The following is a 22,046-nucleotide window of genomic DNA, read 5'->3' on the forward strand; positions in this document are numbered from 1 at the left end:
CGGCAATCAAACTCGGTGACGGGGTATAAGCATGTCCGGACTATGGGGGTCTCGAGGCTCGATCCCGGGCGGGCGACGCGGACTTCTCGCTCTCGGCCTCGGACTGGTCGTGATTGCCAGTCTCGTCGCAACAGGTGCAGCGGCCGCGGGCGCCGCCACCCAGGATTCGAACGGGAACGTCTCGGAGGAAGCGTACGTCGAGCCCGCGCCGGAGCCGGGCGATCCCTACTTCGAGGCGGCGGCGACCGACGGAAGCTGGGTCAGTTACGAGAACCCGCGCGACGAGTACCGCAGTCCGTATCTCGGAGACGGCTCCGGGAAGGTCTGCGTTACGCTGGTCAACGAAAACGGTGACCCGGTGGTCGGCGAGTCGGTACCGAACACGTCCGTGACGATTCCGACGAACGACGTGACGAGCTGGCATTCCGACGCCGATCCGATGACCGTCGACTTCCCCATGACGGACAACTACGAGCGGCCGCTCGACGCCGATCAGTTCGGAACTAGCCCGGACGTCGCGCAGGGCGACGGCTACATGGACTCTCACTGCATCGAAATGCACGGCCTCCCGGAGGACGCGACCGTCGAATACGGCGAAGCGCAGATCACCGGCGAACACGCCGACAGGATCGACGTGGCCGGCTACATCCAGCAGGTCCCCGAAGGGGACGGCTGGGACGCGGACATCGATCCGGTCGCGGCCGCGGAACCGTACGCGGACGCCGGCGGCGGCTGGACCTACGAAACCGATGCCTCACACGGACAGGTCGTCGTCGTCCTGCAACTCGACGCACCGGCCGACGAACGGCTCGAGCCCGGCGGGTCGAACAGCACCGATCCGCCGAAAAACGACTCGAATAACTCCCAACAGGGAGCCAACACGCAGTCCGACGGGGACGGAGGAGGCGACGAGATGCCCGGATTCGGCGCGCTCGCCGCCGTCGTCGCGCTGTCGGTCGCCGCCCTCGCTCGACATCGAGGGTGAGGGTGTATCGGCAACACATCCGAATCAATTGGGTTGGCTCCCGACACGTTCACCGCGAAGAGAGACTGCGGACAGCCCTCCCTCTCAATGACAGAAAGGATGGCTCAAAGAAAGACAGGGAACGGCTACGGGTGTAGCCGGGAACCATGGAGTTCCTCGCACGTCGTGACGGGGTGATCAAACCGAGCGGAATGATCCGCTGACAGACTGTCGTACCCCCCGTCTATCAGATTGTTCGCCGCAATTAGTATAATACTGCTGGCCAACGACACCGGGAAGCGACGAAAACGAACCGATAGACCGGCTCAGTCGCGGTATTTGTGTTGGTATACCATGACAGGGAACCGCTCCTATCGACGAGCTGTCACCGACGGAATGAGTCGATACACGACTGCGTCGGACGGGAAGCGAACCAATGGGGCTTTGACGATCGGCGCGAGATACACGACAAATGACGAACACAAGCGAGTCGGACGAAGACGCCCCGCGCGTCCCGGTCGTCTGTCCTGACTGCGAAACGACCTCCCGCGTCCCCCTGTCGGAGCTCGCCGACGCCATCGACCGACACAACGAGCAGCTCCACGACGGCGACGATGTCGCCGCAGTCGATCCCGACATCGCCGATCAGATCGCGAATCTGGCCGCGACCGACCTCGGACTCCTCGAGGACGACTGACCACGGATTCCTCCGACTCGAGTGGGATCGAACGGGCGAGAGAAGCCGTCACTCGACCTCCTCGAGTGTCTCGAATCGGCCTCGCGTCTCACGCCGGCTGTCGCCGAGGAATCATCGATCAGAGAGACGATATAAAACCCCGATACGAACGCGCAAAATTCCGCCGAGATCCGGCATGTGTGGTTATATTTCGCCAGTTCTTACCGTTAGTTCAGTGAGAAGGTTTATACTGTCATACTCGACTCTGTCCACCATATGGAACCCGAAAACGCACCTGGAAATCGTGACGACAGCCGTGTTGCCGTGGAACTGACGGACCGTGGCAGTACACCGATCCAGACCGAGACGCCGGCGACAGCGACCATCGCAGCGACGAGATCGACGTCGAACGCGACCGACGCAAACGGTGACCGGCCGAACGTGCTGACGATCATCGGGCAGGGGACGCCCTCGAGTGTCGAACTCACCGTCGACGGCGCGATCGAGCTGGCCGACGAGGAACAGGAAGCGAACGTGACCGTCCTCTCGGGCACTACCGTCGAAGGGACGATCGAGAGCGGAACGGTGACGTTCCGATTCACCGGCGACCTGACGGACGTCACGTTCGTCGATCGCGGAATCACGGGGCACGAACCGGCCACGATTCCGAACGTACACGTCGATTACGCCGTCCCGGAGGAGTAACGACCAGCGGCGAGCCCGGCCGCCAACGTTCGCCCCTCTCACTCGACGGGGGCCGAGTCGTTCACGGGTGTTCCGTCCCGGTAACGAAGCCGCCGATCGCGTGACGGGCCTCGAGCGATTGGGAAACACATTCCTCCGCGGAGGGAGTCTTGCAATTCATGGACGATTCGACGACGGACGATTCGGCGGAGTCATCGGACGCTGCCGACGGCCCCGAGACTGGTACCGACGACTCCGAAACCAGTGCCGACGCGTCCGAGAGCGAAACGGAAACGGAAGCGGAAACGGACGCCGAGTGGATGGAACCCGCGGATAAACCGATCCTCGAGTTCCTCCGGTCCGAGGACGCCTTCGAACCGGACCAGATCGACGACGAGGGGATCGCCCCGGCCAGATATGCGGCCTATCGGTGCCGCGAGATGACCAAGTATGGGCTCCTGACGAAGCACATGCCGGGCGTCTACGAGGTCTCAGAGCTGGGCGAACGGTATCTCGAGGGGACGCTCGACCCGAGCGAACTCGAGGCCGACAAATAGATCGACGCGCCTGTATCGAATCCGTTCTCGATCGCATTTTCCGCCGCTCGTCACGGCTACGAAACTGATGCTGGTGGCCGACGTTCGGTGCTGTCGTCGGGGTCGGCGTTTGCGCTCGAGCGCAACGCGGCCGGATCGACCTCGCCGAGCAGCGCGTCGATCACGTCCGTCGCCGCGGGCGCGTACAGCGGCCGGTTGTCGTTGCCACAGCGATCGTCCATGAGACAGGCGGGACAGCCCTCGTCGCGCCCGCACGGGCAGTCAGTCATCAGGTCTCGCGCCCGGCGGGCGACCGCCTCGTACTCCTCGTAGATGCGCCGGGAAAAGCCCAGGCCGCCCTCGACCCCGTCGTAGATGAACCAGCCGCTCGCGTCGGTCCCATCGGGGAGACGATTGGTCGCGAGCCCCCCGAGATCCGCAGCGTCTACGGTCAACTCGAGTGGCGCGACGGCGATCATCGCGTGCTCGATGGCGTGGATGCCGCCGAGGTAGCCGTGGAGTCGCGGCGGCAGCTCCTCGCACTCGTCGTTGTGATAGTCGCTGTGAGCCGCCGTCACCGCCCGTTCGACGTCGTCGGGCACTTCGGCCCAGCACAGTTGTGTTCGCATCTCGAGCGGTGGGACGCCGGTCTCGAGCCCCACCGCGAGAACGTCGCCGGTCCCGATCTCCCGTTTCGTGTAGGTATCGTGGTGGACCGTGACGGTGCCGTACCCCCAGTTGAGCCGGAAGGGCCCGACGTCACGGGACTCGCGGACCTCGGTGTCGTAGATCGTCGTCCGGCGCTGGGACTGGGTGTAATAGTCCACGTCGACCGGCTCGAGCGTGACGGATGGCTGGGGTCGATCCTCCTGCAGTTCGACGACCTCGTACTGGTCGCCCCGATACAGCACCGTCGCGCCCTCGTGGTAGTCCCGATACGCGCGCGCTTTGCCGATGGGCTGGTGGCCGATGGTCTCCTCGCCGGCCAGCCGGACCTCGAAGGCGTTCCCGCCGGAGGCGTACAGATTGATCTCGCTTTGCGGTCGGTCGCGGTGGGCGTACGTAACGCCGCCCGCGAGCGATCCCTCGAAATCCCCCGTCCGTCGGCCGTACTCGACGGCTCGTTTCAGTCGATCGATCCCGCCGAACCGGTCTGCGTCCTCGCGGCGCAGCGGGAGTTCCTGAGCGGCACAGCGCAGATGCTGGAGGTAGACTGGGTTGTTCGCGAGGTCGACGATCGCGCTCTCGGGCTCCTCCTCGAGGAGGTACGCCGGATGGCGCAGGATGTACTGGTCCAGCGTCGCGTGACTGGGGACGAACACGGAGAGCGCCTCGCGCTCGTCGCGCCCCGAGCGGCCGAGGCGCTGCCAGAACGACTGCCGGGATCCCGGATACCCCATGAGGATCGTGCCGTCGATCCCGCCGACGTCGATGCCGACCTCGAGCGCGCTGGTCGTCGCGACGCCGTCGAGCTCCCCATCTTTGAGCCGGTTTTCCGTACTGCGCCGTGATCGCTTCCCGTGGCCCGCGTTGTACGCCGCGAGGTCGGCGCTGTTCCGGTAGGGCAGGGTGGGGTTCTCGAGGTACTCGCGTGCGCGTCCGACGGCCAGTTCCGTCTGCTTGCGCGAATCGCAGAACAGCAGCGAGGGAACGCCGTGATAGCAGCAGTGCGCCCAGACTTCCGCGGCCTCGACGGTGGCGGGGCGTTTGCTCGGCGACCACTCAGTATCACTATCACCGCTCCCGTCTTCGTACTCGCCCCCACCGCCGTCCGTCGGCGGGTCCCAGAACGCGAGGTGGCGGCGACCGCTGGGCGAGCCGTCCTCGTCGATCACCGTCGCCGGCTCCCCGGTCAGCGCGCGGGCGTGTTCGGCCGGGTTGCCGATCGTCGCGGTCGTCAGCACGTACTGCGGGTCGCCGCCGTACCAGTCGATCAGCCGCCGGGTCCGCCGGAGGATCCAGGCGGCGTGCATCCCGCTGATTCCCGTCCACGAGTGCGCTTCGTCGATCACGATCAGTTCGCACTCCGCGTGGAACGCGGCCCAGCGGTGGTGTCCCTCGAGGTACTGATTCAGTCCGGCAAAATTCGTGATGACGACGTTCGCCTCCTCGCGGATCCGGGCCTTCTCCTCGCGTTTCGTGTCGCCGTCGTAGACGCCGACGGTGACGTCCAGCCCGAGCGAATCGAAGAGATCGTTGAGTTCCCGTTCCTGATCGCGGCTGAGCGCCTTCGTCGGATAGACGAGCAGCGCGCGCACGTCTGGATTCTCCCGAAAACGTCGCGCGACGTGCAATCCGTAGACGTAGGTCTTCCCGGAGGATGTCGAGGTCGCGACGCAGACGTTCTCGCCGTCGGACAGCGCCTCGAGCGCCGCGGCTTGGTGGCTCCATGGGTCGACCTCGAGCGTCGCCGCGAGGTCTGCGGGCAACACCTCGCGGGCCGGGACGTGACTGGCCGGCTCGGCCGGCAGCGTGAACCGTTCGTGAAGCTGTCCGTGGTAGCGACGCGACGGAAAGGTGTCCCGTAGCTCCGCGCCGGTCAGCGCGAGGCCGTCCGCTCCGGTACTGTCCTGCCCGTCGGTCAGATCGTCTATGTCGTCGGTTGGCATAGTTAAAAGTCGGCGAGGCCGGTCTGCGTCGAGTCGTCGGCCGATCGTCCACGTCCCGTTTCTGTCTGCGCTTCGCCCGTCTCGAGCGGGGCCGCCGCGATCGCCTCGGCGACCGCGGCCAGTTCCCGGACGTCCGCCTCGCAGTACTCTCGGGCGGCCGCCCAGTCGATAGCGGTTCCAGTCGAGGCCGCCGTCGCGGCCGCGCGGTCCTCGGGGCCGGCACCCGAGGGCCGTTCGCTTTCGAGCAGCCGTCGAATCCGCTCCGCGAGGCTCTTCCCGTCGAGGGCCGCCGCGGCTCCCGCCCGGTCACAGCCCAGCGCTTCGGCCACGTCCTCGAGTCGGTTTGTTCGACCCGGCAGTACGGCGTGCTCGCACCGCACAGCCCAGTCGTAGAGGTCGTACGTGAAAACGTCTTCCCGCCAGTAGTCGCGGAACTCGGGCACGTCGCGGGCGATGAACCGCTCGAGGTGTTTGTAGTCGAACGCGTGGCCGTTCCACGCGACGAGCGACGGCGCGTCGTACTCGGCGGCCAGCCACGAGACGAACTTGCGGGTCGTCGCGCCCGGCTCGTCGCGGGACGGATCGGTGTCGACGAAGTCCACGTACGCGTCGCGTTGGGGATCGTAGACCCCGATCAACCAGATGATCGTCGGCTGTAGCCCGTCGGTTTCGATGTCGACGAACAGCGGCGTCGCGGTCTCGGCCGCCGGCGGGACCGGCTCGTCGGTGCGGCGGACGACACGTGACTCCGCGAGCGCACGCGCGTTGTGGCGGATCGCTCGAGCCGTCGACGCGCCGATCCCCTCGATCGAGCGGAGGTCCGCCTCGGTGGTCTCGGCGACGGCCGCGCGCGTCTCGTACCCATTCGTTCGGAGGCGCTGTGCGGTCGTCGGCCCGACGTTGGCAAGCGCTCGCAGCCCGAACCGGTCGGCCGGGGCCGACGAGACGGCCACCGAACCGCGCCGGTCGCAGGTGAGACAGGCGAGTTCGGCCGCACCGGAGCGGCGCAACGGGGCGACCCCCCGAACCGGTATCCTGACTCCTTCTCTGTCGACGGTCGGCTCCCAGACGTGATCGTAACTCGCCTCGAGCGCGCCGGTCAGCACGGTCACCGTCCCGCTCGCTCGCGACTGGTAGCGGGCGAGCGGTTCGCGGCCGGCGAGACTCGCCTCCAGCATGACGGCGTCGGCCGTCGGCTCGATGTCGTCACAGACGACGTACTCCGCGGTCTGCGTCTCGTCGTCTTCAGAGTGGTCCTCGAGCAGCGACGCCGACCCCGCGAAGACGAACGTGATACCGGCGACCGTCTCCGTCCGAACGTCGGCGGGGCCGCCGGCGGAGACGACCGGCCCGTCGAACGCGCGACGGAGGCGGCTGACGACGCGGACGTCCGACGATTCGCGAACGACGTAGACGAGGTCCGGATCGAAGTACTCGAGCGCGTCTCGCAACGCCGTGTCGTCCAGATCGGCGACGGCGTCACAGCGCAGCGCCAGCAGGTCGGCACCGTCCTCGTCGGACATAGAAGGGGAATACGAGCGAGCGATGATAAGCGTTCGCGGACTCGAGCAGTGCGCTGCAGTGACGAACCTGATTCTGTCAGTCGGCACCGACGGCGGTCGGAACGTGCTCGGCCAGGAACTCGGTGACGGCGTCGCCGCCTTGGAATCCTTCCGCCAGCCGCGCGGTTTCCTCTCCATTTTCGAAGAGGATCAGCGTCGGCACCGACCGAATATCGAACCGGTCGACGAGTTCGATGTCGTCGCCGGGGTTGACCATCCCGATCGCGACGTCCGTGGCCCGAGCGACGTTTCCCAGGACAGGTTCCATAGCCTGGCACATCGCACAGCCGCTGGTGTAGAACTCCACGAGCGCCACGTCGTGGGCGTCTACGAAGTCGTCGAGTTCGTCGCCGGTCTCGAGTCGGCTCGGTTTACTGGTCGCGACCATGACGACGGATACGTGACCGGCGCGGAAATCCGTGACGCCGGGGCGCGGCGAGTCGACGGTCGGGTCGTACCGCCGCCCTGACTCTCGTGGACACACCGCATTTCTCGGATCGGTTGACGGTGTCACAGCGGAGATTCACCGGCCGATCGTATTGTGTGAATCGAGTACGAAATGTGACTTTATACCTGGGGCCTGTACCCACGCCCGATGACCCAGCCAGCATCCACCCGCGGTGACGGCGCCCCGACGCAGCGGAAAGCGACGCTGTTCTGCTGGGAGTGCGACCACTCGAGCCCGGTCGACGGCGACTGGGTGTTGGAATCGAACGGCCGGCACGTCGCGTACGTCTGTCCGAACTGCGAGACGACACTGACGAAGCGGCCGCGACCGACCGAGTCGGCACGCGAACGAGCGCCGATCGTCCCGACCGCGGCGTGGCAGCGAGCGATCCGCACCTCGGCGACCGTCTGGCGGGCAACCATCGAGATTGGCCTCTCGAGCCTGACGATACTGACCGGAGTCGGGCACGTCCCCAGTGTGCAGGCCGCTTCGGCGTAGCGACTCGATCCTCGAGATCGACGAGTTCGACACGATCGAGGCGTGACTCGAGACGAGACCTGGAACGCGACTCGAGGGATCGATGAACGTCCGACGAACCGACGCCTCGAGCGACCACTACACGATTATTCATTTCTGCCGGTATTTTTTCAGCCGATGTCAGCCACATACCGAGTATACCATATTATAAACTACGTTCGTCCATCTGAGAGGAGATTTGCGCATATTCGCCCACAACAATAGAATTTTAATAGTGGAATTCGTTTGCTTACGCGAGTAGAAGATGACGAACGGAAATCTAACCGCTTCGGAAGAGGAGGTACTGGACGAAATCGAGGAGGAAGACATCGACTTCCTTCGGCTACAGTTCACCGACATTCTGGGGACTGTCAAGAACGTCTCCGTGCCCGCCCGGCAGGCCGAGAAGGCGTTCACCGAAGGGATCTACTTCGACGGCTCCTCGATCGAGGGATTCGTGCGCATTCAGGAATCGGACATGCGGCTCAAGCCCGATCCCGACACGTTCGCGATCCTCCCGTGGCAAAACCGTGAGGACGGCGCATCGGCCCGAATGATCTGCGACGTCATCGATACCTCGACCGGTGAGCCCTTCGAGGGCGACCCGCGGCGCGTCCTCAAGAACGCCCTCGAGCGCGCCGACGACCTGGGATACACGGTCAACGCGGCACCCGAACCGGAGTTCTTCCTCTTCGAAGAAGACGAGGAGGGACGTGCAACGACGAAGACGGGTGACCACGGCGGCTATTTCGACCTCGCACCGAAAGACCTCGCGAGCGACGTTCGCCGTGACATCATCTACGGCCTCGAGGATATGGGCTTCGAGATCGAAGCGAGCCACCACGAGGTTGCCAGGGGCCAACACGAGATCAACTTCGAATACGACGACGCGCTCTCGACGGCGGACAACGTCGGCACCTTCCGCACCGTCGTCCGCGCCATCGCCGCACAGCACGACCTGCACGCGACGTTCATGCCGAAACCGATCCCGCGCATCAACGGCTCGGGCATGCACACGCACCTCTCGCTGTTCGAGGACGGCGAGAACGCCTTCCACGACGAGGACGACGAGTTCGACCTCTCCGAAACGGCACACTCCTTCATCGCAGGGATCCTCGAGCACGCGCCGGCGATCACGGCCGTCTCGAACCCCACTGTGAACAGCTACAAGCGACTGGTGCCGGGGTACGAGGCACCCGTCTACGTCGCCTGGTCCGATCGCAACCGCTCGGCGCTGATCCGCAAACCGGCGGCCCGCGTCCCGGCGGCTTCGCGCATCGAAGCGCGCTTCCCCGACCCGTCCTGTAACCCGTACCTCGCGCTCGCGGCGCTCATCCACGCCGGTCTCGACGGGGTCGAACGCGACCTCGACTGTCCGGATCCGGTCCGCGAGAACATCTACGAGTTCGACGAACAGAAGCGCGAAGAGTACGGCATCGACACACTGCCGACGAACCTCGGCGAAGCCGTCGAGGCTCTCGAGGAGGACGAAGTTATCTACAGTGCCCTCGGCGAGCACGTCGGGCCGAAGTTCGTCGAAGCCAAAGAACAGGAGTTCGAGGACTACCTCGTCGACGTCTCCGAGTGGGAACTCGACCGCTACCTCGAGACGTTCTAACCAGCCACCCCGAAGACGACGTGTTTCGGCGCGTCGAGCGCCGATACGCTACATTCCAGTTTCTGACGACACGCCGGCAGAACGAGCGCCGATCTCGTCGTCCCAGTCGTCGCGACTCGCCGATCAGTTCGCGACGACGTACGTCGCGCCCGTCTGGGTGACGTAGTCGGCACTCGAAAGCGAGTTCAGCACGCTCAGAATGTCGATCTTCTTCATCGCCAGTATCTCTCCCAGTTCTTCGACCGTCGCGCCGTCGGCCGCTTCGAGATAGATGTACACGAGTTTCGCCTGGGCCGACTCGAGGTCGTCGGGAACCGGATCGATCTGCGCTGTCGGTCGGTGTTTCTGTGATTCCATTGTCACCAGTACGGATCCCGTTCTGGTATATAAATTCACACGTGGATGGGTACTAAGGAATTCTAGGACTCAATACAGGCCACGTCATCACACCGCAAATCGTGACGCGGAAGACGGTCTCGAACGGAACAACGACGTTTTACGGTCGCCCACCTCTCATCGGAAGACATGACTGTCAACGAGCGACCGACCCCGCCGCCGGAAGTGGACCGCGTGGAACGTGAGGCGCTCGACGAACTCGCGAAACGAGACGCAGCGACGCTTCGCGAAGTGAGCGCCTATCTCGAGGAGGTGGCAGCGTGGAAGGAGCGACGTGAGGGGGCAGCCGACGAATCGGCATCGGACGAGGCCGATGCCGAATCCTACCCCGACGGCGTCCCGGAGCGGGCGACCGTCTCGGTGACGGAGATCGCCGGGACCGAGTACGACTACTATCAGTGGCGCGAGGGCGACGAGATCCGATCGGAAACCGTCCGGCGGTCCTGACGTGGCTGTACTTCAGCAGCCTCCTGCTCCTCGTCGGCGTCGCCGTCAACGCCGTCCTCTCGAACCGCAGCCGCGACGTGACTATCGAGCCGGCCATCGGCGGCGTCCCGCTCGGACGCGAGCGAGGAGACGGCTGCGGATCCCGCAGTCGCGCTCGAGCGACTCGAGGGCCAGCTGTCGTCGGCCAGTACGATGACGTTCGTCGTCGACGGCGAATCGGTCACGGTCCCGGCACCGGACGTAGTCGAGGTGAACGCCGGCAGTTCGGTGCTCCCGGTGATCGATGGCGGGACGGGAATCGAACTCAGGTGGTCGACAGTGGACGGCGAGTTCGTCATCGGTGAGGCAGGACCGGAATCGTAACTGACGGAGGGTTCTGTTACTGACGGCTACTAGTTCGGACCACGTCGATTTGTGCAAGCGATGTGTAGCAGGGCGAAACCGTTATTGTTCTATGTGCAAAAGATGCACACGAGATGAGCGCCAGTGACGATCCTCGACGAGTACACTTTCAATCACCGGAGTATCTCGTCGATCGACTCGATGCGATCGCCGACCTCTTCGATACGGATCGGACGGATCTGCTCGTCGACGCGATTCGTGAGTATATCGAAGAGACCGCGGAGAGCGAGACGTTTCGAGAACTGGTCGCGACGAAGTACTACGACGACCAACTGGAGTTTGAAACCGTCAAACAGCTGGTCGGTGCGGAAACTGCACAACGGCTTCGTCTCCTCAAAGCGGATCTGGAGGGGGAGCCATTCGATCTCGCAGCACCCGACGATATCGAGATCTACGATGGGGAGACGGAAGCGGTTGATCCGGAGACCGAGTCCACTGGTAGCGACGAGCGATGAGCGATCGACCGCGGCTCCGGACGGTGGTCGCTGATACGAGTGCACTCGTCAGTCTCGGCGTCCCACGTGCTGACGCGGGAGACGACGCGGGTGAGCAACCCGATCCGCTGCAGTATCTGCTCACGTCCTGTACAGTCACCGTCCCGCCCGAAGTCGTTTCGGAACTCCGTGATATCGCTCAGTACCACGATATCCACGGAGCAGCCGCGAACAACGTTCTCGCCGCTCGAGAGCACTACGTCGTCGTCGACCCCTATGAGCGATCGGAGACGCCGGACTCACGGCCGACGTTCGGACTCGACGACGGCGAAACGGACGGCATCGTTCTGGCGAACGCGCTCGCTGCCGACGGCTTTCTCACCGACGAATTCGGCGGGACGAACTTCGCGCTCATTCACGCGGTGCTTACCGGACCGCGAATCGTTCCGACGCCGCGACTCCTCTGTGATTACGCTCGCGGCGGCCATATGACCCGCAGTGAAGCACGAACACTCATCACCGCGATCAGTCCGCATCGGAGTTGGGATAACAGCCCGTATGTCTCCCAGTTGTTAGACCACTTGGAGTGATCTGTCAGACCGACTCATATGGACCGAGTCGCGTACCGTCCAGCAGGTACGCCTCCCCCGAAGCCAGCCCCGCCGGAAGAAACGGCGAGAGAAACGACTGGCCGGCCACGTTGATCCACGTTCCACCGACGAGGTCGTTGAACGCCGGCACGACAACCACGCGCGGCGGGGTTTCGTCTGCATCCTCGAGCCACGATACTTCCTCGTACTCCGGACGCTCGCGAAACGGGCCGGGATCGAGCCGACCGCGGAGCCACGCCCGTTCGACGCGGCTCCCGCCGACCTCGTCCTCGAGTCGAACGCACGGGTGTTCGTGACCCAGACAGACCACCTCGCTCTCGAGGACCGCTCGGGAGGGCCAGGTGTGCCCGTGACAGACGCCGATATCGCCGAGCGCGATTCCTTCGCCGGGGACCACGGTGATCGTCGCCCCGATATCGTCGCTGTCCGCGAGCCAGGTTTCGATTCGACCGTCGTGGTTTCCCTTGACGACGGTGGCCTCGAGATCGGCTGCAAAGGACTCGAACAGCACCTCGAGTTCGCCGCGTTCGGCCCCGCCCGGATCACCGATTGAATGCATGAGGTCGCCGAGGACGACCAGCCGATCGGGATCGGTTCGCTCGAGCAACGCTACCAGTCGCTCTCGGCGGCCAGGTGCGCGGCTGGGAACGTCGACGCCGCGCTCGGAGCGCAAACCGGCCTCGTAGCCGGCGTGATAGTCGGCAACGAGCAACGCGCTCTCACCCCCGATCGCCGCGGTCGCGGCCGGTTCGCCGGGAACCGGTTCGACGCGAGCGGGCGGCGACGGGGTCCCGGTCGGAGGCCGGTTGGGATCGTCTCGCATCGCGGCCGCTCAGATCGCCTTCAGCGTCTCGTCGTCGGGCTCGTAACACTGGCCCCCCATCAGCGCGTCCTGGATGGCGTCCTCCACGTCGTCGGCGGGTGCCCCCGTGTCGGCGGCGACCGTCTCGATCAGCTCCGTCCGATCGGCACCGTCGCCGTCGTCGAGTTCGGTCATCGTCTCGACGACGGCGGCCTCGAGATTGACATCCTCGGCCGGTTCATCGTCTGCGGCCGGTTTGTCATCCGCGACCGGCTCATCGTCCGGTTCCGCGCCGTCGGTTTCGGACTCCTCGTCGGCTGTGGGTGCTGACACATCGGCTTCGTCCGATTCCGCGTCCTCGAGTCCGGATTCCGGTGGTGTACCGATATCGTCGTCCTCGTCGGATTCCGTACCGTCGCCCAGTTCCGATTCTGCCTCGAGCTCGTCGGCCGCGGCGTCTTCGGGCTCGGGAACGTCGATTCCCGCTTCCCCGGGCTCGTCGACGTCGGAGCCGGCGGTGAACTCCGTGCCGAACTCCTCCTCGAGCTGTTCGCGTTCCGACTCGTCCATCTCGTACATGCCGTCGTCGACGTCGCCGGCGTCGAAGTCGCCGAGTTCGTCGTCGGTTTCGTCATCGCTGTCGTCGGATTCCGACGCCGCGACGGCGACAGGCTCGTCGTCGACCTCGCTCGCTGTCTCGTCACTGTCGGGCTCGGCCTCCGGCGAGTCGTCGGCACTGTTGGATTCATCGGTGTCGTCCGACTCGGCGTCGGGTTCGGCTTCGGCTGCCTCGACCTCGGGTTCGGCGTCGGCTGCCTCGGTGTCGGGTTCGGCGTCGGCTGCCTCGGTGTCGGGTTCGGCGTCGGCTGCCTCGGCCTCGAGTTCCGCATCGATATCGGTAGTCGCGGGATCGTCACTCGTCGCCGTTCCGGCCGCGGAGCCAGAATGCGTGTCCTCGGGGTCGGTCGCAGCCGTGCCGCTTCCGTCGGTCGTCGCCGCGACTGGCTCCGTCGCCTCGAGTTCGGGTTCGGATTCGGACTCGATGCTGGCCTCGAGCGCGTCAGTGTCGACGCCGTCGAGGTCGGTGAGCGAGGCGAACGTCGCGTCGTACTCGGGACTCGTCGTGTCCGGTGCGATGGTGAGACCGCTCACTTGATCGCGCTCGCCCGCGACGACTTCGACCGCCTCGAGCGCACACGCTCGCAGCGCCGCGAGGTACGACGGCGTCGTCCCATAGTGCTCCTGTGCGAGCGGAATCCCCGCCGCGAGGCCGGATTCGACGCCGGCCTCGAGCAGCGCGTCGGTCAGCGCGTCGCCATCGAGATCGAGTTCGGCAGATCCGGCGTAGGTACCGATGCGATCGAGGGTCTGCTCGGCCGCGCTGACGACCCAGCGGTCCCGGGTGTCGGCGTCGACCGTCGCGATGCTCTCCGGCCGGATGGAGGTATAGACCTGATCCGAATCGTCGGGCTGGAATGTCCGGGCCTTTCCCGTCACCGCGACGAATTCGGGTGGTTCGGCCCCCTCGAGGAAGGCCAGTTCGTCGGGCTGGTACTGGCCGGCGTAGACGACGAACGCGCCGGTCGGGTCGACGACGCGAGCCCGGACCATCTCGTCGTTGACCGACGTGACCTCGGTTAGCGTCCCGACGGCGAAGACGCGGTTGAGTCGCGCGCCGGTCGGCGTGATCACGTAGTTCGGCGCACGCTCCTCGTCGCTCTCCGCGTAGGAGAACGAGGCGTCGTCGTACTCGGCAGCAAAGAGCCGGTAGGCGAGCTCTCGCCCCGGAATCTCGTCGTCGCCGTCGCCGTTCGCGCTCATGCGTCCACCTTCGCTAAGAAGGCCGTCGCACGGGCGGCCGGATCGTCGTCGCTCTCCTCGAAGCGTTCGGCGTCGAGATTCGCTCCGTACTCGTCGACCGAGAGGTGACCCCGAACGCGGTACTCGCGGCCGACGATGCGCTCACGGATCCGATCCGCGACGACCTCCTGGTCCATCGCTTCGCGGGCCTGCTCGAGGGCGTCTTCGAGAGTCCCGTCGTAGACTCGCTCGGTGAGGTCGTCGTCGAGGACGACGGTGACGGTCCCGGTGCCGTCGTCGAGGATTGCCTTGACGCGCAGGTCGTCGATCCCGTCGACGTCACCGTGGGTTCGGCACTGTCCCTTCTGGATGACCCGGTAACACTCCGGACAGCGCTGAATGAGCCCGGAGCCGTCGCGGACCGCGAGCAGGTTCCCCACGACTTCGACGTCGTAGATACCGCCAGTGGCAACGGCGTCGCCGACGTCCATCGTCGACGTGTTGGTCCCGACATCGATCTCGCGGTCGAGTGCGGAGACTCGCGAGAATTCCGAGACGTTGACCTCGGGCACCCCGCGGAACTCCTGTACGTAGGCGTTCTCGATGCGGACCGTGCCACCGTCTTCGATTTCCGGTGCGGGATCCCAGTTCGTGAAGGGGAGCCGCCCGCTCTCGTCGCCGAAGACGCCGCTCAGGATGTCCGTCTCGCCGTCGCGGCCATCGATCGTCTTTCGCTCGCACTCGAGGACGCTGACCTCGATGGTGACCGCGCGGTCACCGGTCCGCAGTTCGGCCAGTTGCGCGTCGCCACCGCTCTCGTAGGGCACCTCGAGAGACTCCTCGATGAAGGACAGCGAGGTGCTCTCGCCGAGATTGAGTTCGGGTTCGCCGTCCCACTCGCGGACGCCCGCGTTGCCCGCGGTGATCGTGTCGCCCGGCGAGAGGCCGAAGTCCTCCCACGCGGTGTAGTCGATGACGCCGGTCTCGTCGGCCAGTCGGCCTTCGACGATGACGTGATCGGAGCCCTGATAGCGGATCGATCGTTCGCCCGCGGTCAGGACGACGCCCGTGACGGTGACGTTGCTGTCGTCGGTCGTGATTTCGGCGATATCCTTCGCCGACGGCGCGCCGCCACCGCCGCTGGAGCCGCCGCCGTACTTCCGCCGGAGGCTCTGTTTCGCCTCGTCGATCGGGACGCTGTACTCCACCAAGTTCTGCAGGTCGTCTGTGACCTCCTCTTTGTCAACACCGAGGTCGGAGGCGAGATCCTCGGCATGATCGTCGAGTTCCATCACTTGCCTTTCGAGTTGGGGTGTAAAAAGCGTTCCCGGAGGAGGGTGGAAGTGAACGGATTGACCGACGACGACGTCGACGAAGTTGTTGGTACTTATCGTCAGTGTCTCGGCACCGATCAGTACCCATAGCGTCGCGGCCGACCCGTCATAGTAGCTGTCGATTTGCAGGTCGAAGCATAGAACGGTCCCGTTGGAGAACGAGACGAATGGCTACCGTCGAGACCGTCCTTTCGTCAATTTTTAGCACCGTTCCCGAACTTCATTCGGGCCAGCTCGGGCTTCTCTCCGGTATTCTCATCGGAATTATCTACTGGCACGGCTACCGCCGGTCGTCGTTCGCGCTTTGCACCGCGTTCTATCTGCTGGCGCTCGGTATCGTGCCCGCTTCCACGAGGGGTCTCACAGTGATACAGTCCAAGCCGTGGTACTTCTGCTCGTTCCTGATTTTTACCTCGCTCGTCGCCGTCGGCGGACGCGCCGTACGGACGCGGCTCTCCCCCTCGAGCCGCACTCGATCGCTGACGGTCGGACGGAAGGACGCCTGACCGGTCCGCTCTCCCTTGCCGACGAGACGGAGATGAGTATCACCCGCGGAGCAACAGAGGCCACCGACCGCGCTACTCCCGTTCGCGGGAGACGGGGAGGCGGAACCTGATACCGGCATCGCGGAGCGTCCATCTGATCTCGAGACCCACCCAGGTCAGCCCCGACAGGAGTCCGACGGCGATCGCGGCGGCTGCAGTTTCGCCCACCCAGACCGGCGCAACGAAGATGAGCGCGTTATAGATCCGATGGGGGAGGATCGACTCGACGATGCCGCCGAGAAACGCGAACGGGTCGATTCCGAATTCGCCGGTTCCGCCGTCGTCTTCGGTTACCGTCCGGGACTCGAGACCGAGTTCCCGGGCGCTCTGGCCGCTCACGCTTTCGGCACCGGTCTCGAGACGCTCGGCTTCGTAGGGGAGTGTCGACTCGACCGTCCAGACGATGTCGCCCGATTCGTTGACGGCCATAACACGGTTGCCGTGGGTGTCGGTGATCAAGGTATTCCCGTTCGGAAGCCGGTCCGCGTCGCGGGGCCATTGGATCCGTTCGTCTTCCCACAGCCAGCTTCGGTTCCACTCGCCGTCCTCGCGCTGGAACTCCTTGATCTGGCCGTTCTCGGAGTCGGCGACGAGGACGGCCGGTCCACCTCGGCTCTCGGGGATGAAGTCGGGATTGTGCTGTTCGTTCAGAACGTCGGTATCGTTCTCGCCGCCGAGAGTCCAGTTCTCGAGCAGGCCCTCCTCCCGGTCGAGGAAGACGACCCGATTCTGGTTTCGAACACTGACCATGATCCGGCCTTCCATCCGGCCGTCCTCGATGTACTCGACGTCGTTGATGTGCGTCCAGTCGTTCGGGAACGAGTGGCCGCTCTCCAGCGGGAACTCGCTCTGGGCGTCCCAGAGCCACTCGACGACCTCGGTCTCCGTGTCGACGATGAAGACCTGATCCGCGACGATGTCGGCGACGAGCACGTGGCGCTCGTCGATGCGGTCCACGTCGTGCCACTCGGCGGCGGTCTCCTTGTGATCGTAGCGTTCGTAGACAACCTCGACCGCGCCGGTCTCGAGGTCGACACGCTCGATGACGTTCCTGGCGCACGGCGGATCGCCGCAGTTGGGTCCGTCCGTGTGGATCGTGTCGGTCGCGGTGTACTCGACGGTCAGCGGATCGCCCTCGACCGGATCGACGTCGAAATACTTCGTCCGCGAGTTGTTGTAGTAGAGGACCTCCCCGTCGGGTTGGTAGGCCGTAATCGTCCCAGCGCGACCCGATTCGGTCACGACCGTGTGGTTCTCGGTCGGCGGTGCCTCCGGGACGGCCTCCTTCGACGCCGTCGAGAGGCCGCCCGACGCCGCGGCGGCGACGACGGCGGTCGAGAGCAGCACGACGACGCCGAGGCCGACCCGAATTCGGGTGCGCGTGAGCGCCGGTCGGATTCGAGCGAGCGACGAACGCGGGCGGTTCGTCACGGTATTACCTCCGCGACCCGAAACGGATCCGCTTGGGGAGCCATCAGTCGTCGATTTCAGGGAGAGGTAGTAGTAGTTTTCCCGCTCGTTCGCAACGCTACCGCGGATCGGGCCGAGCGGGACGCTGACCGGTGCGGTCCGATCGAACGTGTCAGGGCCGCGGTGCAGCCTTCTGTAGCGCCGTCTCGGCGATGTTGCCGCCGTAGTCGGCGCTTCTGGACAGCGAGTCGACGATCAACCCCAGCGACTGAGCCTGCACCGGGTCGAGATCCCGGAGCATATCGTCGATCTGGCGGGTGTGCTCGTCGATCTCGAGGACGGCCTCCCGGGCGTCGTGGCCGAGCCGGTTTGCCTCCCCGGTTTCGTCGGCGAACAGCGCGTCCATCGACTTCTCGAGGACGGTGGAGGCGTCCGTATGCAGTTCCTCGAGCGCCTCGGCGACCGGCTCGGGGATCTCCTCGAGTTTGAGCGCGATGTTGCTGATCTTGGCGGCGTGGTCGGCGACGCGCTCGAGCTGGCGGGCGCTCGAGTGGAAGTCGAAGCAGTCCTCGCGCGGGACGCCGAGTTCCTCGGCGGCGCGGGGCGACCGGAGGGTGGCGCGGAAGATCCGCGAGACGACGAGCCAGAGCCGGTCGACGTCGTCGTCGCGCTCGATCACGTCGCGAGCGATGTCGTCGTCGTTTTCGATCAGTGCAGTCACCGCGTCCTCGAGCATCGACTGGGCGATCAGGCGCATCCGCGTGACGGCGTTGACGATCGACAGCTCCGAGGAATCGAGGAGGTCCTGAATGACCACGCTGTCGGTGGTCTCCTCGAGGACTTCGACGCCGACCAGCCCCTGGGTCGCACTTCGGATCGCGCGACGCTGGTCGGTCGTGATGCGCCCTGCCTCGAGTCTGATGATGTCGAAGCCGCTGACGTACATCGTCATCACGGCCCGGGTCAGGCGTTCGCCCTCGATGCTCGAGATGTCGAGGGTCCCCTCCTGGCGCTCCGTTTCGCTCTGGGGCGTCAGCAACAGCTCGCTGTCTTCGGGGTAGAACTCGACGGTTGTGCCGGCGCTGACGTCGTTGTCGTTCGCCCACGTTTTCGGCAGCGAGACCGTGTACGTCGATCCGCCCGTCACCTGGACCTTTCGCGTCTCCATGTGGTCGGATGTAGTCCGCTCGAATATAAATATAGCCGCATCTATAGAGGCTCGCTGGCAGACTACCAACGCCCGATACAGCTGGTAGTATCGCACTTATACTCGAAATTCGTCCGCATAGAACGTCACGAAACTTGTGAGAAGCGATATCTATATAGATCCGCTCGAGCCGCTTTCTGCGCGTCGCAGTCCGAATGATCGATCGTCTCGTTCGAGGACCCTCCTGTTCGAGAATTACCCCGTTCGAGGATCGCGACTTCCGTACGAAAGCCTCGCCCTCTTCCGCGTTCCAGTGCAATCTTCGTTCATGATTGGCGCCTACACGATCGGCAAGAAAGCGGTTCAGTTCGGCTACAAACGCTACGGAATCCCAGGAGCCATCGCGACCGGCGGCGCGGCGCTCGCGGGTTACCTGATCGTTCGCCGAGCGCTGAAATCGTCGACGAACGGCGGGAACGTCGACTCGGCGATCGACGCCGGGGAGATCCAGTCCGCGGTCGAGGAGAAGGGGCTGAGCGCGGTGACCGATACGGGGACCCTCGAGCGGGCGATCAACGAGGAGGAAGTCGGCTCCGCCGTTGACATGGACGACGTCCAGTCGTCGGCCGAAGCGGAGACCGACGAGTTCGCCGACAACACGGGAGACGGCGACTCGAGCGCCGATAGCTAGATCGAACCCCCGATCACCCGTCACGAGACGTGTGTCACCTACCAGTAGCCAGCCACCAGCAGCCAGCCACCAGCAGCCAGCCACCAGCAGCCAGCCACCACCGTCCAGACGTGTTCCGTGCCGTCACCGCGTTCTCACTACTCGATAGACAGCCTGTGACGGACCGAAACAGCCAACCCGAATATGAGCAAGCGAGATCCCACCACCGAAACCGGCGACAGTCCCGCGACCGAATCCGAGCACAGCGAATCGAAACGCAGCCGCGAGTCCGCCTCGAGGGCGCTCCAGTCCGTCCGAGGGGGCATCGAATCGGGCCTCCCGGCGGGTATCGGCGGCGGCGTGAGTCTCCTCCGCGGCGTCCGAGCGCTCCGCCGGGGCGAGCGCGAGCACGGCGTCGGCCAACTCGTTCTGGGTGGCGTGCTCGTCGCGGTCGCGATCGCCCAGCGGCGGGCGGACGGGAGGCGCGACGAGACTCGAGCCGACATCGATCAGACGGACGTCGTCAGCACCGGGCCCGAGATCGACGACCTCGAGGAACGAGACGCCGGCGGCGGCCAGCACACCGGTGACGAGGCCCGGCGCGTCGCCGGGACCAGCATCGACATCGAGGACGTGGACTCGAGTCCCGACCTCGAGAGCGACGTCGACGCGAGTGAGATCGATCAGTCGGACGTCGTCGAGACCGGCACCGATGAGGACCGACTCGCGGACGTGGCGAACGAGTCCACCGGCGCTGAGAGCGAGTCGGAGAGTCCCGACAGCACCGCGAGCGAATCCGCCAGTCCCGACAGCGGCGAACGCGAATCGTACGAGCGACTTGGCGCAGCGGCGTTCGACGAACACAGCAACGAAATCCCGGTTCCCCAACGCGCGTTCGATCAGAACATCCTGTCACTCAGCTCCGAAGCGTTCTGGGGGATTCGGGAGGACGACGACGCCGTCTTCGTCTCACAGGAATTCGATCCGATTCAGGACGCTGGCGGAATCCGTTACGTCGCCAGCACCGAAATCGACGGCGAGCGAACCCTGACGATCCCCGACACCGTCCTGAATCACTGGGATTCCGTCGCGGGCGGTGGAATGGCCGTCGCCGGCGGCGATGAAATCGTGTTCGTCACCGCCGACTCCCTGCAGGCCGACAGTCAGATACGAGTCGTCCCGGAGCAATGGATCGACGACGTGCTCGAGGACGGCGAGTAGCGACGGATTCGAATCAGGGCCGTCCGTCCGCACGTACCCGCTCGAGCACCGCGAGCGTCCCGTCAGCGTGCACCTCGTCGAGCACCTCGTCGGCGGCCGCTTTCGCCATCTCGTCGGCGTTTCCGACGGCGAAACTTCGGCCGACCGTTTCGAACGTCGAGACATCGTTAATCGAGTCGCCGATGGCAACACAGTCCGCGAGGTCGATCCCGACGTGGGCGGCGATCCGCTCGAGTCCCTCGCCCTTGTTCGGATCGGTGTCCTTGACGTGGTAGGCGTAGCCGGTGTCGATCACCTCGAGGCCGTGTTTCGCGCCAATCTCGCGCAAGGGGTCGATCGGCTGCTCGAGGCTGACCGCGATTTCGGTCTCCCGCCAGCGGTTGACGGTGTCTTCCGCGCCCCAGCCGAGGTCGTAGCCGGCGGCTCGGTACTCCTCGGTGACGGCTCGAGCGGCCTCGCGATCGGCGGTGAAGAAGACGTCATCGCCGGTGTAGACGACGCCGCCGTTTTCGGCGACGACGAGTTCGGGAATCCCGACGAAGTGACAGAGCGCGACGGGGTAGGGGAAGGCCTTCCCGGTCGCGATCACGACGGGCGCATCCCACTCCCGGAGCGGATCGAAGACGCGGGGATCGATCCCCCAGCCTTCGGGGCGAGTCAGGGTGCCGTCGATATCGAGGACGAGCGGCGGATCGGCGGTCATGTGCGTCACTCGAGGGCTGTGTGCCCTAAAAGAGTCGGTTCGGGTGTGCCTCGAGGCCGACGGATCAGTCAGTGACGACCTTCGGTCATCCGGTTGGAGTCTGCTCTGCAGGTCCGCACGACGGTCGCTTTTTCGACCCGTTTCTCCGTGGAAGACGCTGGACTTCCCTCCGAGGGCAAGTAGACGGTTGACAGTAACAGTCAGAAGCCTCAGGGGCCAGGCAACGCCGTCTCTGACGTGACAGTGAAGCGAGTGAGTTCCGCCTCTTCAGCGAGGCAGGGAGTGATCTCTGACTGAAACCGGTCGAGATGGGTACTCGATTCATGTGATTCGAAGGCAGCTTCGTCCTCGTACTGTTCTATAATCCTGAACGTATTGGGATCCTCGAGGTCAACTGTGACTCGGTAATCGATCACACCGGCTTCCGCACGCGACCTGACCGCCATCGTTTCGAGCAGTTCCATCGCAGTCTCTCGAGATGCCGGTTTCACCGGAACTTCGGAGTGGGCAA

Annotated in this window: 24 protein-coding genes; 12 read left to right on the forward strand and 12 right to left on the reverse strand. The window is 64.9% G+C overall.

The genetic code is table 11. The annotated features are described in order from the left end of the window. The first annotated feature begins 31 nt into the window (after window positions 1-31). The 4 genes from ACEWFR_RS20130 (at window position 32) to ACEWFR_RS20145 (ending at window position 2,881) form a co-directional block, all read left to right on the forward strand. The gene (locus ACEWFR_RS20130) at window positions 32-985 is read left to right on the forward strand and encodes a PGF-CTERM sorting domain-containing protein (RefSeq protein WP_374062726.1); all 954 of its coding nucleotides are present in this window, start codon (window positions 32-34) and stop codon (window positions 983-985) included. 451 nt (window positions 986-1,436) lie between these two features. Continuing rightward, the gene (locus ACEWFR_RS20135; protein ID WP_098725960.1) at window positions 1,437-1,661 is read left to right on the forward strand and encodes a hypothetical protein; all 225 of its coding nucleotides are present in this window, start codon (window positions 1,437-1,439) and stop codon (window positions 1,659-1,661) included. Window positions 1,662-1,916: 255 nt separating this feature from the next. After that, complete coding sequence (locus ACEWFR_RS20140; RefSeq protein ID WP_374062727.1) at window positions 1,917-2,345, forward strand: hypothetical protein; 429 nt, start codon at window positions 1,917-1,919, stop codon at window positions 2,343-2,345. A 158-nt stretch (window positions 2,346-2,503) separates the two neighbouring features. Continuing rightward, window positions 2,504-2,881 carry a hypothetical protein gene (locus ACEWFR_RS20145; protein WP_374062728.1) on the forward strand — a complete coding sequence of 126 codons (378 nt, stop codon included), beginning with the start codon at window positions 2,504-2,506 and terminating at the stop codon, window positions 2,879-2,881. Between the two features lie 56 nt (window positions 2,882-2,937). Here ACEWFR_RS20145 and ACEWFR_RS20150 read toward each other — a convergent pair whose 3' ends face one another. The 3 genes from ACEWFR_RS20150 to ACEWFR_RS20160 all read right to left on the reverse strand — a co-directional run bounded on the left by ACEWFR_RS20150 (window position 2,938) and on the right by ACEWFR_RS20160 (window position 7,419). Then, complete coding sequence (locus tag ACEWFR_RS20150) at window positions 2,938-5,469, reverse strand: DEAD/DEAH box helicase (protein ID WP_374062729.1); 2,532 nt, start codon at window positions 5,467-5,469, stop codon at window positions 2,938-2,940. Window positions 5,470-5,471: 2 nt separating this feature from the next. Beyond that, window positions 5,472-6,992, reverse strand: a complete 1,521-nt coding sequence (locus ACEWFR_RS20155) for a ribonuclease H-like domain-containing protein (protein WP_374062730.1) — start codon at window positions 6,990-6,992, stop codon at window positions 5,472-5,474. A gap of 76 nt (window positions 6,993-7,068) precedes the next feature. Continuing rightward, on the reverse strand, window positions 7,069-7,419 hold the full coding sequence (locus ACEWFR_RS20160) for a thioredoxin family protein (protein ID WP_374062731.1): 351 nt from the start codon (window positions 7,417-7,419) through the stop codon (window positions 7,069-7,071). A gap of 207 nt (window positions 7,420-7,626) precedes the next feature. Here ACEWFR_RS20160 and ACEWFR_RS20165 point away from each other — a divergent pair, with 207 nt between their 5' ends. Further along, entirely contained in the window at window positions 7,627-7,977 is a 351-nt protein-coding gene (locus ACEWFR_RS20165) for a hypothetical protein (protein ID WP_374062732.1), read from the forward strand. A 283-nt stretch (window positions 7,978-8,260) separates the two neighbouring features. Then, window positions 8,261-9,613, forward strand: a complete 1,353-nt coding sequence (gene glnA / locus ACEWFR_RS20170; protein ID WP_374062733.1) for a type I glutamate--ammonia ligase — start codon at window positions 8,261-8,263, stop codon at window positions 9,611-9,613. Window positions 9,614-9,736: 123 nt separating this feature from the next. Here the strand turns inward: glnA and ACEWFR_RS20175 are convergent, their stop codons facing one another. Beyond that, window positions 9,737-9,970 carry a MarR family transcriptional regulator gene (locus tag ACEWFR_RS20175; protein ID WP_374062734.1) on the reverse strand — a complete coding sequence of 78 codons (234 nt, stop codon included), beginning with the start codon at window positions 9,968-9,970 and terminating at the stop codon, window positions 9,737-9,739. 168 nt (window positions 9,971-10,138) lie between these two features. Between ACEWFR_RS20175 and ACEWFR_RS20180 the strand changes: the two genes are divergently transcribed. Continuing rightward, the gene (locus tag ACEWFR_RS20180; RefSeq protein WP_374062735.1) at window positions 10,139-10,456 is read left to right on the forward strand and encodes a hypothetical protein; all 318 of its coding nucleotides are present in this window, start codon (window positions 10,139-10,141) and stop codon (window positions 10,454-10,456) included. Here ACEWFR_RS20180 and ACEWFR_RS20185 read toward each other — a convergent pair. Then, entirely contained in the window at window positions 10,405-10,794 is a 390-nt protein-coding gene (locus tag ACEWFR_RS20185) for a hypothetical protein (protein ID WP_374062736.1), read from the reverse strand. The two genes, ACEWFR_RS20180 and ACEWFR_RS20185, sit on opposite strands and share 52 nt — an antisense overlap. A gap of 138 nt (window positions 10,795-10,932) precedes the next feature. Here ACEWFR_RS20185 and ACEWFR_RS20190 point away from each other — a divergent pair, with 138 nt between their 5' ends. Continuing rightward, window positions 10,933-11,313: a hypothetical protein gene (locus ACEWFR_RS20190; RefSeq protein WP_374062737.1), complete on the forward strand. Its 381-nt coding sequence runs from the start codon at window positions 10,933-10,935 to the stop codon at window positions 11,311-11,313. After that, window positions 11,310-11,882, forward strand: coding sequence for a hypothetical protein (locus tag ACEWFR_RS20195; protein ID WP_374062738.1), 573 nt, complete (start codon window positions 11,310-11,312; stop codon window positions 11,880-11,882). The genes ACEWFR_RS20190 and ACEWFR_RS20195 overlap by 4 nt, the downstream gene beginning before the upstream one ends. A gap of 4 nt (window positions 11,883-11,886) precedes the next feature. Here ACEWFR_RS20195 and ACEWFR_RS20200 read toward each other — a convergent pair whose 3' ends face one another. Genes ACEWFR_RS20200 through ACEWFR_RS20210 form a run of 3 tightly spaced genes read right to left on the reverse strand, consistent with a single transcriptional unit; the run spans window position 11,887 to window position 15,797 of the window. Beyond that, the gene (locus tag ACEWFR_RS20200) at window positions 11,887-12,726 is read right to left on the reverse strand and encodes a metallophosphoesterase (RefSeq protein ID WP_374062739.1); all 840 of its coding nucleotides are present in this window, start codon (window positions 12,724-12,726) and stop codon (window positions 11,887-11,889) included. 9 nt (window positions 12,727-12,735) lie between these two features. Beyond that, window positions 12,736-14,526, reverse strand: coding sequence for a hypothetical protein (locus ACEWFR_RS20205; protein WP_374062740.1), 1,791 nt, complete (start codon window positions 14,524-14,526; stop codon window positions 12,736-12,738). After that, window positions 14,523-15,797, reverse strand: coding sequence for a Single-stranded DNA binding protein (locus ACEWFR_RS20210; RefSeq protein ID WP_374062741.1), 1,275 nt, complete (start codon window positions 15,795-15,797; stop codon window positions 14,523-14,525). The genes ACEWFR_RS20205 and ACEWFR_RS20210 overlap by 4 nt, the downstream gene beginning before the upstream one ends. Before the next feature lie 209 nt (window positions 15,798-16,006). Between ACEWFR_RS20210 and ACEWFR_RS20215 the strand changes: the two genes are divergently transcribed. Further along, window positions 16,007-16,345 carry a hypothetical protein gene (locus ACEWFR_RS20215; RefSeq protein ID WP_374062742.1) on the forward strand — a complete coding sequence of 113 codons (339 nt, stop codon included), beginning with the start codon at window positions 16,007-16,009 and terminating at the stop codon, window positions 16,343-16,345. Window positions 16,346-16,417: 72 nt separating this feature from the next. On the opposite strand, the gene ACEWFR_RS20220 is transcribed toward ACEWFR_RS20215, so the two are convergent. After that, window positions 16,418-17,815 (reverse strand): arylsulfotransferase family protein, encoded by a 1,398-nt coding sequence (locus tag ACEWFR_RS20220; RefSeq protein WP_374062743.1) that lies wholly within the window; start codon window positions 17,813-17,815, stop codon window positions 16,418-16,420. A 151-nt stretch (window positions 17,816-17,966) separates the two neighbouring features. Then, on the reverse strand, window positions 17,967-18,962 hold the full coding sequence (locus ACEWFR_RS20225; RefSeq protein WP_374062744.1) for a PhoU domain-containing protein: 996 nt from the start codon (window positions 18,960-18,962) through the stop codon (window positions 17,967-17,969). A gap of 307 nt (window positions 18,963-19,269) precedes the next feature. Here ACEWFR_RS20225 and ACEWFR_RS20230 point away from each other — a divergent pair, with 307 nt between their 5' ends. Further along, window positions 19,270-19,632, forward strand: coding sequence for a hypothetical protein (locus tag ACEWFR_RS20230; protein ID WP_374062745.1), 363 nt, complete (start codon window positions 19,270-19,272; stop codon window positions 19,630-19,632). Between the two features lie 183 nt (window positions 19,633-19,815). Next, on the forward strand, window positions 19,816-20,832 hold the full coding sequence (locus tag ACEWFR_RS20235; RefSeq protein WP_374062746.1) for a hypothetical protein: 1,017 nt from the start codon (window positions 19,816-19,818) through the stop codon (window positions 20,830-20,832). Window positions 20,833-20,845: 13 nt separating this feature from the next. Here ACEWFR_RS20235 and ACEWFR_RS20240 read toward each other — a convergent pair whose 3' ends face one another. Together ACEWFR_RS20240 and ACEWFR_RS20245 are read right to left on the reverse strand one after the other, a co-directional pair. Next, window positions 20,846-21,535 (reverse strand): HAD-IIB family hydrolase, encoded by a 690-nt coding sequence (locus ACEWFR_RS20240; protein WP_374062747.1) that lies wholly within the window; start codon window positions 21,533-21,535, stop codon window positions 20,846-20,848. A 209-nt stretch (window positions 21,536-21,744) separates the two neighbouring features. Next, window positions 21,745-22,046, reverse strand: a 302-nt coding sequence (locus tag ACEWFR_RS20245) for a putative quinol monooxygenase (RefSeq protein ID WP_374062748.1), incomplete at its 5' end; no start/stop codon positions are given.

This window comes from Natrinema sp. H-ect4 (assembly GCF_041894845.1).
Taxonomy (GTDB): Archaea; Halobacteriota; Halobacteria; order Halobacteriales; family Natrialbaceae; genus Natrinema.

Coding starts and splice junctions, on each gene's coding strand:
- ACEWFR_RS20130 (WP_374062726.1), top strand. CDS start 32: ATGTCCGGACTATGGGGGTCTCGAGGCTCGATCCCGGGCGGGCGACGC.
- ACEWFR_RS20135 (WP_098725960.1), top strand. CDS start 1,437: ATGACGAACACAAGCGAGTCGGACGAAGACGCCCCGCGCGTCCCGGTC.
- ACEWFR_RS20140 (WP_374062727.1), top strand. CDS start 1,917: ATGGAACCCGAAAACGCACCTGGAAATCGTGACGACAGCCGTGTTGCC.
- ACEWFR_RS20145 (WP_374062728.1), top strand. CDS start 2,504: ATGGACGATTCGACGACGGACGATTCGGCGGAGTCATCGGACGCTGCC.
- ACEWFR_RS20150 (WP_374062729.1), bottom strand. CDS start 5,469: ATGCCAACCGACGACATAGACGATCTGACCGACGGGCAGGACAGTACC.
- ACEWFR_RS20155 (WP_374062730.1), bottom strand. CDS start 6,992: ATGTCCGACGAGGACGGTGCCGACCTGCTGGCGCTGCGCTGTGACGCC.
- ACEWFR_RS20160 (WP_374062731.1), bottom strand. CDS start 7,419: ATGGTCGCGACCAGTAAACCGAGCCGACTCGAGACCGGCGACGAACTC.
- ACEWFR_RS20165 (WP_374062732.1), top strand. CDS start 7,627: ATGACCCAGCCAGCATCCACCCGCGGTGACGGCGCCCCGACGCAGCGG.
- glnA (WP_374062733.1), top strand. CDS start 8,261: ATGACGAACGGAAATCTAACCGCTTCGGAAGAGGAGGTACTGGACGAA.
- ACEWFR_RS20175 (WP_374062734.1), bottom strand. CDS start 9,970: ATGGAATCACAGAAACACCGACCGACAGCGCAGATCGATCCGGTTCCC.
- ACEWFR_RS20180 (WP_374062735.1), top strand. CDS start 10,139: ATGACTGTCAACGAGCGACCGACCCCGCCGCCGGAAGTGGACCGCGTG.
- ACEWFR_RS20185 (WP_374062736.1), bottom strand. CDS start 10,794: ATGACGAACTCGCCGTCCACTGTCGACCACCTGAGTTCGATTCCCGTC.
- ACEWFR_RS20190 (WP_374062737.1), top strand. CDS start 10,933: ATGAGCGCCAGTGACGATCCTCGACGAGTACACTTTCAATCACCGGAG.
- ACEWFR_RS20195 (WP_374062738.1), top strand. CDS start 11,310: ATGAGCGATCGACCGCGGCTCCGGACGGTGGTCGCTGATACGAGTGCA.
- ACEWFR_RS20200 (WP_374062739.1), bottom strand. CDS start 12,726: ATGCGAGACGATCCCAACCGGCCTCCGACCGGGACCCCGTCGCCGCCC.
- ACEWFR_RS20205 (WP_374062740.1), bottom strand. CDS start 14,526: ATGAGCGCGAACGGCGACGGCGACGACGAGATTCCGGGGCGAGAGCTC.
- ACEWFR_RS20210 (WP_374062741.1), bottom strand. CDS start 15,797: ATGGAACTCGACGATCATGCCGAGGATCTCGCCTCCGACCTCGGTGTT.
- ACEWFR_RS20215 (WP_374062742.1), top strand. CDS start 16,007: ATGGCTACCGTCGAGACCGTCCTTTCGTCAATTTTTAGCACCGTTCCC.
- ACEWFR_RS20225 (WP_374062744.1), bottom strand. CDS start 18,962: ATGGAGACGCGAAAGGTCCAGGTGACGGGCGGATCGACGTACACGGTC.
- ACEWFR_RS20230 (WP_374062745.1), top strand. CDS start 19,270: ATGATTGGCGCCTACACGATCGGCAAGAAAGCGGTTCAGTTCGGCTAC.
- ACEWFR_RS20235 (WP_374062746.1), top strand. CDS start 19,816: ATGAGCAAGCGAGATCCCACCACCGAAACCGGCGACAGTCCCGCGACC.
- ACEWFR_RS20240 (WP_374062747.1), bottom strand. CDS start 21,535: ATGACCGCCGATCCGCCGCTCGTCCTCGATATCGACGGCACCCTGACT.